The 10,616-nt window shown below is 57.8% G+C and carries 7 protein-coding genes; all 7 read right to left on the reverse strand.

The window, feature by feature from the left end:
* Positions 1–62: 62 nt before the first annotated feature.
* A complete protein-coding gene (locus tag CSQ89_RS10435; protein ID WP_099406099.1) occupies positions 63–2,531 on the reverse strand; it encodes a DNA translocase FtsK in 2,469 nt (822 codons plus the stop codon).
* A 213-nt stretch (positions 2,532–2,744) separates the two neighbouring features.
* Positions 2,745–3,488, reverse strand: a complete 744-nt coding sequence (locus tag CSQ89_RS10440) for a lysophospholipid acyltransferase family protein (RefSeq protein WP_139023103.1) — start codon at positions 3,486–3,488, stop codon at positions 2,745–2,747.
* An 85-nt stretch (positions 3,489–3,573) separates the two neighbouring features.
* Entirely contained in the window at positions 3,574–4,314 is a 741-nt protein-coding gene (locus CSQ89_RS10445) for a flagellar motor protein (protein ID WP_099406101.1), read from the reverse strand.
* Between the two features lie 86 nt (positions 4,315–4,400).
* On the reverse strand, positions 4,401–5,147 hold the full coding sequence (locus tag CSQ89_RS10450; RefSeq protein WP_099406102.1) for an RNA polymerase sigma factor FliA: 747 nt from the start codon (positions 5,145–5,147) through the stop codon (positions 4,401–4,403).
* 397 nt (positions 5,148–5,544) lie between these two features.
* The gene (locus CSQ89_RS10455; protein WP_099406103.1) at positions 5,545–6,450 is read right to left on the reverse strand and encodes a MinD/ParA family ATP-binding protein; all 906 of its coding nucleotides are present in this window, start codon (positions 6,448–6,450) and stop codon (positions 5,545–5,547) included.
* Entirely contained in the window at positions 6,447–8,108 is a 1,662-nt protein-coding gene (gene flhF / locus CSQ89_RS10460; protein ID WP_199065407.1) for a flagellar biosynthesis protein FlhF, read from the reverse strand. The genes CSQ89_RS10455 and flhF overlap by 4 nt, the downstream gene beginning before the upstream one ends.
* Before the next feature lie 70 nt (positions 8,109–8,178).
* The gene (gene flhA / locus CSQ89_RS10465; RefSeq protein ID WP_099406104.1) at positions 8,179–10,260 is read right to left on the reverse strand and encodes a flagellar biosynthesis protein FlhA; all 2,082 of its coding nucleotides are present in this window, start codon (positions 10,258–10,260) and stop codon (positions 8,179–8,181) included.
* Positions 10,261–10,616 lie beyond the last annotated feature (356 nt).

The raw sequence follows: 10,616 nt of genomic DNA on the forward strand, positions 1-10,616 counted from the left end.
TGCGTGCTGATAAGGATGAAACGCATGGCGCCAAGATATTTGGCGAATTTTCTTTGTACAGCTCACTCCTCTCGGGCCGGCGCAAGAACGGTTCGATTGCCGTTGGTTTCCATCGGGGTGACGATGCCGGCCTGTTCCATCTGGTCGATCAATCGTGCTGCACGGTTATAGCCGATGCGTAGCTCACGCTGCACCGAGGAAATGGACGCTTTACGCGTACGGATGACAAAGGCGACTGCCTTGTCGTACATCTCGTCGCTTTCGCCATCACCGCCGCTACCGGCAAGGCCAAATTCACCGCCACCGGCGCTATCGCCACCCATGCCTTCCACCTGGCCGGTAAGGATGCCTTCAATGTAATTCGGTTCACCCTGCGACTTGAGGAATTCCACCACGGCATGGACTTCTTCATCGGCTACGAATGCGCCGTGTATCCGTTGCGGATAGCCGGTGCCGGGTGGCAGGAAGAGGCCATCGCCCTGGCCCAGCAGGCTTTCTGCACCCATCTGGTCGAGGATCGTGCGGGAATCGATCTTGCTGGAGACCTGAAACGCACAGCGAGTAGGGATATTGGCCTTGATCAAGCCGGTGATCACATCGACCGAGGGCCGCTGCGTGGCGAGAATCAAATGCACACCAGCCGCACGGGCTTTCTGCGCCAGGCGGGCGATGAGCTGTTCGATCTGCTTGCCTGCCACCATCATCAAGTCGGCCAGTTCGTCGATCAACACGACAATCAATGGTAATGGCTCAAGTGGCTCGGGGCTGTCCGGCGTCAGGCTGAAGGGGTTGGTCAGCTTCTCACCACGTTTGGCGGCTTCCTTCACCTTGGCGTTGAAGCCGGCAAGGTTACGCACGCCCATGGCGCTCATCAGCCGGTAGCGTTTCTCCATTTCCGCTACACACCAGTTCAAGGCGTTGGCGGCGTGTTTCATGTCGGTCACCACCGGGGCCAGCAGGTGGGGAATCCCTTCGTAGATCGACAGTTCCAGCATTTTCGGGTCGACCATGATCAACCGCACTTCCTCGGGCGTGGCCTTGTAGAGGAAGGAGAGGATGATGGCATTCATGGCGACTGACTTACCCGACCCGGTCGTACCCGCCACCAGCATATGCGGGGCTTTGGCAAGGTCGGTCACCACCGGCTTACCTGAGATATCCTTGCCCATCGCCATACTCAGCAGCGACGGTGAGTCATGATAAGCCTGTGATCCGAGGATCTCGGACAAGCGCACGATTTGCCGCTTCGGGTTGGGGAGTTCCAGGCCCATATAGGTCTTGCCCGGAATCGTCTCCACTACCCGGATGCTGACCAGCGAGAGCGCACGGGCAAGGTCCTTCATCAGGTTCACTACTTGCGAGCCCTTTACCCCTACGGCGGGTTCCACTTCATAGCGGGTAATCACCGGGCCGGGGTAGGCCGCCACGACTTTCACTTCCACGCCGAATTCGGCCAACTTGCGCTCAATCAGGCGGGAAGTGAATTCGATGGTTTCGTGGCTGACGACTTCCTGGGTAGGCGGCGGTGGCGACAGCAAGGTGATGCTGGGCAGTTCGCCGCTATTACTGTTGATCAGCGCGGGGGTTTTCTTGTTGATGGTTTTTTGTTTGGCTTGCATGGCGTTTAATGCACCGGCAGCCTCATCTTCCCAGGGTGGGAGTTCGTCCTTGGCGAACAGCGAGGGCTGGGCCGCCGCCAACTTGGCTTTTTCCTGTGCTTTTTGCTCCTGCTCCATTTCCCGGAGCACGGCTTTTGAAGGCGGAATTTCCAGTACCGGGTCTTCAATGCGCAGGGCGGGGGCATCGCCGAAACGTTTTTTCTCCACTGTCACGCGCTGTTCACGGGCTTGGGCGGCCGATTCGCCGATTTTCCGGTCTTGTTGGGTTTGCCAGAAATTGAACAGGACGAATGCCCTGTCTTCAATCCAGCCACCCACTTTTTCCATTAATTCCAGCCAGGAAACGCCAATGAATAACGAAAGGCCAATTGCCAACCCTGCCAATAGCACCAAGGTGGAGCCAATGAACCCCAGCCCGTGGAATAGCCAACTGCCAAGGGCAAAGCCAAGGATACCCCCCGGTTTGTCGGGTAAGGCCCAGCCCAGTCCATGCAAGCGCAGCGCCTCCATGCTGCTGCTGGACAGCAGAATCATCAGATAGCCGCTGATGGCGACGGTGGCGAAGCGATGGTTTTGCTGGATTTTTTCCAGCCGGCGATAGCCCCACAAGATGGCTGCCAGACAGAACACCACCCACCACCAAGCGGAAAAACCGAACAAGGCGAGTAGGACATCCGCCAGCCAGGCGCCAAAATTGCCACCCTTGTTATGGACCACCGCCTGGGTAGCGGCATGTGACCAGCCGGGGTCGGATGCGTTGTAGCTCGCCAGGATGATGACCAGGTAGATACCGGCGACCACGGCGGCCAGCCACCAGCTTTCGCGTAGGACGATACCAAGCTGAGGGGGCAAAGGATTCGATGCGCGGGCTGAGCGCTTGGCTTCGTTCTTGGGACGACGTGAGAAGAACATGGTGACGGTCGAAAGGAGAAGTGGACTGATTATACCCACTGCATCAAGTCAAAGAATGGAACAGCCGCCCGGCTACTTGGGTAATAGTCGCTATCTGTGCGATGGTTTGTTCACCCGCTTGGGACACAGCCAAAAGCCACTTGTTCGCCTTTAGTTGTAGCGCCTACAAAATGTATTCTCTTTGACTCATGGAACTGCCTTTCTCACGACTTTTTATTCCAGAAACCGCTTTTGCCAACCGAGGTAAAGCCGGTAGACATGTTCTTTCATTGCCTCAGCCGAGTCGAAATGAGCAGGGTCGATGGGTTCGAACACGTGGTAATCAGCGCAAGGGTTTTGCGCGCTGGCGATTTGCCACAGTTTGTGCAGCAGATGTTGGTCACCCCATTCGAAACAAGCTTGGGCCTGGTAGTGCAGAAACACAGGAAGTATGGGCACGCCACTTTCATAGCTGGCGATAAACGCACCATTGAAAAAGCGCCCCGCCAACCGCCGACCTTTGCAGCCGCCTTCGGGGTAGAGTGCCAGGTTACTGCCGCTGCGAGCGGCATCGATCAAGGCTTGCGTTGCCGCTTTGCGCGAATCGGACGACTCCCGCTTTACAAACAGGGTGCCTGAAGCCACGGCCACCCGCCCCACGATCCACCAGTCCGCCACCTCGGCCTTGGCCAGCGATTGAACGGGAAACAAGGCCGGGATGCCAATGTCTTCGAATATTGAAGGATGGTTGGCGATCAGCACATAGCGCGAGGGCAATTCGCCGCGGTAGTGCTGGTGCAGGCGCAAGTCCACGCCGAGCGCCCGTATAAAGCTACGGCACCATGCACGAAAGGGTAGGGGATAGACGCGTTTGACCCATGGTGCCGGTAGCTGCGCCAACACCAGCATGATGACGGTGAACAGCACCAGCTCTAACACTGCCAACAGGCGCCAGAGCAACTTGAATAGTGCAATCATGGCCGCGGACTCGTTCAAATTAAAAGTGGATTCGCGTGGCCGCAAACCTTTCAACTAGAACCAGGATAGCGGGCGTAAAAACAATTTAGGCCAAGAAACCGCGCACTTTGTTTTCGATGATGCGCGGGTTCTCGCCCTGGGCGATGCCGATCAGGCCTTCGGTGACCATATCGCGCCGCCTTATCTCGGCGGCAATCAGTTGTTTGAGCTTGTTGCCTATGGGTAGGAAAAACAGATTGGCGAAGCCAACGCCATAGATCGTTGCCACGAAGGCCACCGCGATACCAGAGCCCAACTTGCTGGGCTCGGTAAGGTTTTCCATGACGTGGATAAGGCCCATCACCGCGCCCAGAATGCCGATGGTGGGGGAATAGCCGCCGGCGGAGTCCCATATCCTGGCCGCCGCGCGGTGTTTCTCTTCGTAGCTACCGATTTCCAAGTCCATGGCATGGCGAATGGCTTCCGGTTCTGCGCCATCTACCAGCAACTGGAGTGCGCGTTTCACGAAGGGGTCTTTTTCAGCCATCAACGGGTTTTCTAACGCCAGCAAACCACCGCGACGGGCAACATTGCTCCAGTTCACCACGGTTCTGGCCCAGGCTTCCATTTCTATCTGAGGCGAGAACGCGATCCACTTCAGCATGCGCATACCCAGGACAAAGCTGGTGAGCTGGCTTTGCAGCAGTACAGCCCCCAGGGTACCGCCGATGACGATCAGGAAGGCGGTGCCCTGGATGAGCGAGGTGACTTTGCCGCCTTCGAGCATTTGACCGCCAAGTATGGCAGCGAGGCTGAGCAACAGGCCGATCAGACTTAATCTGTCCATGGATATGGGCAATCTCTTGTTGGCGAACTCGCCGGGTTTATAGCAGATTTCCCAGTGTGGGCGCTGGCCGGCACATCAGGGCTGGGTTATTTCTCTGTCCAATCCCGCAGACGTACGCGTAAACGGGCAACAGCTTGGCTATGCAATTGGCTGACGCGTGATTCGGTGACGTTCAACACCGCGCCGATTTCCTTCAGGTTGAGTTCTTGTTCGTAATAAAGCGCCATCACCATTTTTTCGCGTTCCGGCAGGTTGGCGATACCGTCGATCAATACCCGGCGAAAGTCGCTGTCATCCAGCTCGCGCAGGGGGTCAGCCTCTTGGTCAGCCGCCATGTTGTCGAGTGCGTTACGGCCTTCCTCTTCATTGTCGTAATCGTCGTAGTAAACCAATTGGTGGCCGCGGCAATCGGCAAGCAGTTCCTGATAAGCGTTTAACGACAATCCCATCTCAGTTGCCACTTCGCCTTCGTTGGGTGCGTGGCCCAGGCTGTGGCCCAGTTTGACGAGCGCTGCTTCTATATCCCGCGCCGAGCGGCGTAGTTGGCGCGGCAACCAGTCTGTTTCACGCAGTTCGTCGAGCATGGCCCCGCGAATACGTTGGGTGGCGAAGGTTTCAAACTGCACGCCTGCATCCGGGTCGAAATTGCGGGCGGCTTCCATCAGCCCGATCAAGCCTGCCTGTATAAGGTCGTCCACCTCCACACTGGCTGGCAGGCGGGCCACCATATGGTAGGCAAGCTTCTTGACCAGCGGTGCGTGTGCATTGACACGGACATCGACGGGGTCGGTTGCCTGTTGTTTGTAAGCGCCAATGGCGCGAGAGGAAGGCATGCGCAAAGCCAAAACGAGGAGGGTGTCCTTCTTTATGCGCCAGACAGGCGAGGATTACCAAGTTCTACCTATGTCAATGATGCCTATGTGCAAGGCCCAGGTTAGCAACCATGGGGGTGGCTGGCAATTTACTGCGACCTGACTGTTGCAGTCTGTGTTCTGGATGCTGCATTTACCTGGTTTTCGATATTCGAGAAATTACTGCGCAGCCGTGATCAGAGCGCAGGCGCTGCTCAAAATCTTCATGTACAAGAGTGCATTTCGGTTTCTGCACTACGCTTCAGATTGCTGACCGTTGCTTGCGAGAGATCGTGAGCCGGCTCTTACCGTCAGGGTAAAGTTAGGATCAGGCGGTCTGGTCTCTCTTTTATGGTGTGGAAAAGACAGTGAGCAGGCACTAGCGCAATGACGCCAGTCGCCGGCTGACGTCAAGCGCCCGATAAAGCAGATTGGCGCGGTCGGCGCTGGTGGCGCGGCGCGGCCAGCGCTGCATGACGCTGGCCAGTTGGGTGAAGGCTTCCACCGCTTCGGATTGCGGAAAGGCCTGGACCACTGGTTGGCCAAGCTTATCAGCGCGCGCCAATTGCTCGTCCTCAGGGACGAAGCCAACCAGTTTGAGGCGTACGTTCAAATACCGGCCCGCTACTTCCTTTACGCGTTTGAACAGCGCCATGGCGGTGTCCAGCGTACGTACCCGATTGGCCAGCACCCAGAAGTCGCGCCGGCCAAATTCGGTATGCAAGCGCTTGATACTGGCATAGGCGTCGGTTATCGATTCAGCTGAAGGGGTAATTACTACCACCACGTCATCGGCCGCGAGCGCCAAGCCTGGGGCGCTACCTTCCACGACTGGACGGGCATCAACCAAAACCCAGTCGATACGTGCGACCAGCGAGTCGTATTCATCGGCCAATTGCTCGGCCCGGCCCGGCGGTAGATGGCCGGTGGGTGCGCGAGACAGCGTCAGTGGCATCAGTTCAAAGCCGGGTGCCACCAGCAGTAATTCATCGAGGCGCACATCCCGGTTTGCGACATGTTCGAACGCAAAGCGTTGCCGCAGTTGCAGGCGGTGTACGGTATTGTGGCGACTGTCGTCTTCATCCAACAGCAACACGCGTTTATCGAGGCCCGCCAAGGCGCTTGCCAGATTGAGAGTGAGCGAAGTCACGCCTGTGGCGCTACCACCCGTTAAGGCCACCGCCCGGCCGCCTGGGCCACCGACCAGTCGGCGCAGGCTGGCGGCTTGGTCAACCGCAATGGTGGCAACTGTATTGTCTAATCGGCTTAATGTCATGCTACTCATGCTGCAGCTTCACGCCAGGAAAAGTCCAGCGCCGGGGCTTGGGGCTGTGCACCAAGGAAGAGGGGGTACTCTTCATTTTTCAGGCGGTAGGCTGGTGCTTCGGGCGGGGTTTTGAACACCCGGTCGACCAGGTAAAGGCTGCTTGCCATGTGCAGGTCTTCCGGCACGCGTTGGCCATTGGTCATGTAATACAGCGGCAGTTTATAGCGCACGATCACATCCAGGCCGCTGCCCAGCGAGAAGGCTTCGTCAGTCTTGGTGAAGATGCAACCAGCCAGATTGTCGCCATGGTAGCGACGTACCACATCGTCCAACGTCGTGCCTTGTGCATTGGCTGATAGCAGTAACAGCCGTTTCACTGGGGCGGTATGGCCTGCCAGAAGTGCAATCTGCTCAACCACACGCTGGTCGCGTTGGCTCATGCCCACCGTGTCGATCAGCACCAGATGGCGGTTGCGCAGGTCAGCCAGGGTCTGGGCCAGGTCGGTTTCGTCCGTCACCGCATACACCGGTATGCCCAGAATCTTGCCGTAGATGCGTAGTTGGTCCTGCGCGCCGATCCGGTAGCCGTCGGTGGTGATGAGTGCCACCTTGGCTGCACCGTGGCGTAGCGTGGCACGCGCGGCCAGCTTTGCTACCGTTGTCGTTTTGCCGACCCCGGTGGGGCCTACCAGGGCATACACACCGCCAGCCTCTACGATGTCCGCGCCTGGGCCTACAGTGGGCAGGTTGTGTTGCAAGGCGGTACGCGCCCATTTCATGCCGCGCTCGGTGCTGTAGCCCATGGGCATGTGCTCGACGATCTGCCGGCTGAGTGCCGGGCTGAAGCCTACCGACAGCAAGCGCCGCAATACTTCGAGCCTTTCGGGTGCATGGCGTTTCAGTTCATTCCAGGCCAACCCCGCCAACTGGCCTTCCAGCAGGCTGCGCAGCATCTTGATTTCACTGGAGATGTCTTCGACTTCATGGCTGATGTTGTCGATCTTCTTACCGTGCTCGACTATCCCGGGTGCCATAGCGGGCATGGGTAGGGGGGCGCTATGGGAATGGATGTTGGGCTGCGGCTCGGGAGCCGGGGGGGGCGTTGCGGTTAGTACGGGTGCAGGGGTCGCCTCCGGTTCTTCCTCGACCGGGTTGAGCGTAGGCTCCACCCTGAGTTCGGGTAGCGGCACCGCTGTCAGGTCCAGTTCGGGCGGCTCGTAGCGGTAACGGGGAGAAAAGCCATTGCTGACGATGGGTTGCGTGTCCGGCACCACATCGCCTCCCACCTTGGCGGAAGACATCATGGCAGGTAGCCGTGATGGGTTTGGCGCGGCGGGTGGTGGCAGGGGTGCTGGTGCCGGTGGCATGCGCACGTCTTCCAGCGTGGGTTCATCGTCATCCAGCTCGGGCGGCAGGGCGTAGGTACGCTGCATGGCGCGCACGGCGCTAGCAACGGGCTTTGCGGGCGGTGCGGCAGGCTTGGCCGCAGCCATCGGTTTGCCGGCAGGTCTGGCTGGGGGCTGCGTCAGCATTGACACTTCGGTATCGGCCACCGCCATGATCTCGATATACCCATCGGGCAATTGGCGATTGGAGAGGATCAACGCATCGGGCCCCAGCTCGTCGCGCACCTGCTTCAGCACCTCGCGCGTGCTCGCGCCATGAAATTTTTTCACGACCATGTCCTGTCCTTTCCCGATCGCTTGCGGCGATTGTAATCGCCGTCTCTAAATATGGGGTCCTGCATTATGTGGCGGCAGCCCGGCCACCTAGTACGCCAACAATCCGTATGGTTTTGTTATCGGGTATTTCACTGTGTGAAAGTACTTTGAATTGCGGGATCGAACGCCGCAGAAAACGAGAGAGCAACGGGCGTAGCTGGCTAGGCGTGATCAGTACGCTGTTGAGCCCTTCACTTTCCAGTTGCTCGGTCAGCTGGCTGGCTTGCTGCAACAGGGTTTCGGCAAGCCCCGGTTCCAGGCCGCCGCCACCGCGACCCTGGCTGGCCTGTAATAACACTTGCTCCAAACCCGGGTCGAGCGCGATAACCTGCAGTTCCGATTCGCCTGGGAATAACTGATGAATAATGGCACGGCCCAGCCCCACGCGGGTAGCGGAGGTCAGCTCATCCACATCCGTGGTCTTGGTGACGTGTTCGGCCAGTGTTTCCAGAATGGTGCGCATATCGCGAATGTGCATGCCTTCTTCGAGCAGGTTTTGTAGTACTTTTTGCAGAATATTCAGCGGCAATATCTTGGGTACGATGTCCTCGACCAGCTTAGGAAACTCCTTGCCCAGGTGGTCCAGCAGCTGTTGCACTTCCTCCCGTCCTAACAGTTCGGCCGCATGGCTTTGCAGCAGGTTGGAAATGTGGGTGGCCACCACGGTGCTGGCATCGACTACGGTATAGCCCAAGGATTGGGCTTGTTCCTTCTGAGTGGCATCGACCCATATCGCCGGCAAACCAAAAGTTGGGTCGGTGGTGGGGGTGCCGGCCAGGGACCCCATGACCCTGCCGGGGTTGATGGCCAGGAACTGGCCGAGATAGGCCTCACCCTGGCCCACATCCACCCCTTTGAGCTGGATACGGTAGGCATTGGGTTTGAGTTCCAGGTTGTCGCGAATATGAATGGGAGGCACCAAAAAACCGAGCTCCTGCGCTATCTTTTTGCGAATCCCGCGGATTCGACGCAATAGCTCGCCATCCTGGTTACGGTCAACCAGGGGGATGATGCGATAACCGACTTCCAAGCCGACGGGATCTACCGGGGCGACATCGTGCCAGCCTACTTCCTGCGCCTGTTGTTCTTGTGCCCGTTGCGCTTGTTCTGCCGCGGCGACAGCTTGCGGTTCAGGCGCAAACTCACGGGCTCTGGCACGCTGTTCCAGGTTCCAGGCCAATGCAGCTAGCGCCGATGCAATCAGCAGGAAGGCGAAGTGCGGCATGTTGGGAATCAGGCCGAACAGACCAATCACCGCAGCGGTGATATACAACGTGGTCGGTTTGGAAAACATCTGGCCGAGGATCTGCTCGGACAGGCTGTCGTCACCCACCCGCGAGACGACGATACCGGCTGCGGTAGAAATAATCAGCCCCGGAATCTGCGCGACAAGACCATCGCCGATCGACAGCAAGGTGTAGGTCTTACCTGCCTGCGCGAACGCCATATCGTGCGAGAGGATACCGACGATGATGCCGGCCACCAGGTTGATGACGATGATGAGGATGCCCGCGACCGCATCACCACGTACGAATTTGGAGGCACCATCCATCGACCCGAAGAAGTCGGCTTCCTGCGCAATAATCCTGCGCCGTTTGCGAGCTTCTTCTTCGCCAATCAAGCCGGCATTCAGGTCAGCATCGATCGCCATCTGCTTGCCGGGCATGGCATCAAGCGTGAAGCGCGCGCTCACTTCGGCAATACGCCCGGCGCCCTTGGTGATCACGACGAAGTTGATGATGGTGAGAATCACAAAGACCACGATACCGATGGCGATATTGCCGCCAATCAGGAAGTGGCCAAATGCCTCGATCACCTTGCCGGCAGCGGCATCCCCTTGGTGCCCATTATTCAGAATCACCCTTGTCGATGCCACGTTCAATGCCAGCCGGAGCAGGGTGGTCATCAGCAACACGACGGGAAAGGATGAGAAGTCCAGCGGTTCTTTGGTGTTGATTGCCACCATCAGCACGATGATGGAAATCGCGATATTGAAGGTGAAGAACAGATCCAGCAGGATGGGCGGCAGCGGCAGGATGAACAGCGTCAGCACCATCAAGATAAGGATGGGGCCTGCCATACTGCTGAGGTTCAAACGGAAGGGCATATGCGAAAGGCGCCTGGCGCAACAGCAAAGACTGCCGAAATAAGGGGGTCTACTTCATAGGCTAGTTTCAAAAACCACGCTTTCCTATTGAATTATCTGATTTTTTTGTTTTTTTCACGATTGATGTGTACGAAGGAGACAGGTGTGTGGAAACCCCAACAAATATCGATGGCTGCCATCGTTTTTGTATTCAAGGGCCCCTGGCTTTCAGACTGTGTTGGCAATGGGCAAGCAATGGGATGGACCCCTCCTCACCTAAGCGGCATCTAGGTGCCAGACTGGTAGTTCCGACCACCAGTCAACGGTAAAGAGGAGTCCACCATGAAGAGTATTCGAGTTGGCGTCGATTTGGCAAA

This window comes from Chitinimonas sp. BJB300 (assembly GCF_002735695.1).
Classification (GTDB): Bacteria; Pseudomonadota; Gammaproteobacteria; order Burkholderiales; family Chitinimonadaceae; genus Chitinimonas.

What these genes read in the sequence shown, in the direction of transcription:
- CSQ89_RS10445 (WP_099406101.1), bottom strand. Translation starts at nt 4,314, where the DNA reads ATGGACAGATTAAGTCTGATCGGCCTGTTGCTCAGCCTCGCTGCCATA.
- CSQ89_RS10440 (WP_139023103.1), bottom strand. Translation starts at nt 3,488, where the DNA reads ATGATTGCACTATTCAAGTTGCTCTGGCGCCTGTTGGCAGTGTTAGAG.
- flhA (WP_099406104.1), bottom strand. Translation starts at nt 10,260, where the DNA reads ATGCCCTTCCGTTTGAACCTCAGCAGTATGGCAGGCCCCATCCTTATC.
- CSQ89_RS10435 (WP_099406099.1), bottom strand. Translation starts at nt 2,531, where the DNA reads ATGTTCTTCTCACGTCGTCCCAAGAACGAAGCCAAGCGCTCAGCCCGC.
- CSQ89_RS10455 (WP_099406103.1), bottom strand. Translation starts at nt 6,450, where the DNA reads ATGAGTAGCATGACATTAAGCCGATTAGACAATACAGTTGCCACCATT.
- CSQ89_RS10450 (WP_099406102.1), bottom strand. Translation starts at nt 5,147, where the DNA reads ATGCCTTCCTCTCGCGCCATTGGCGCTTACAAACAACAGGCAACCGAC.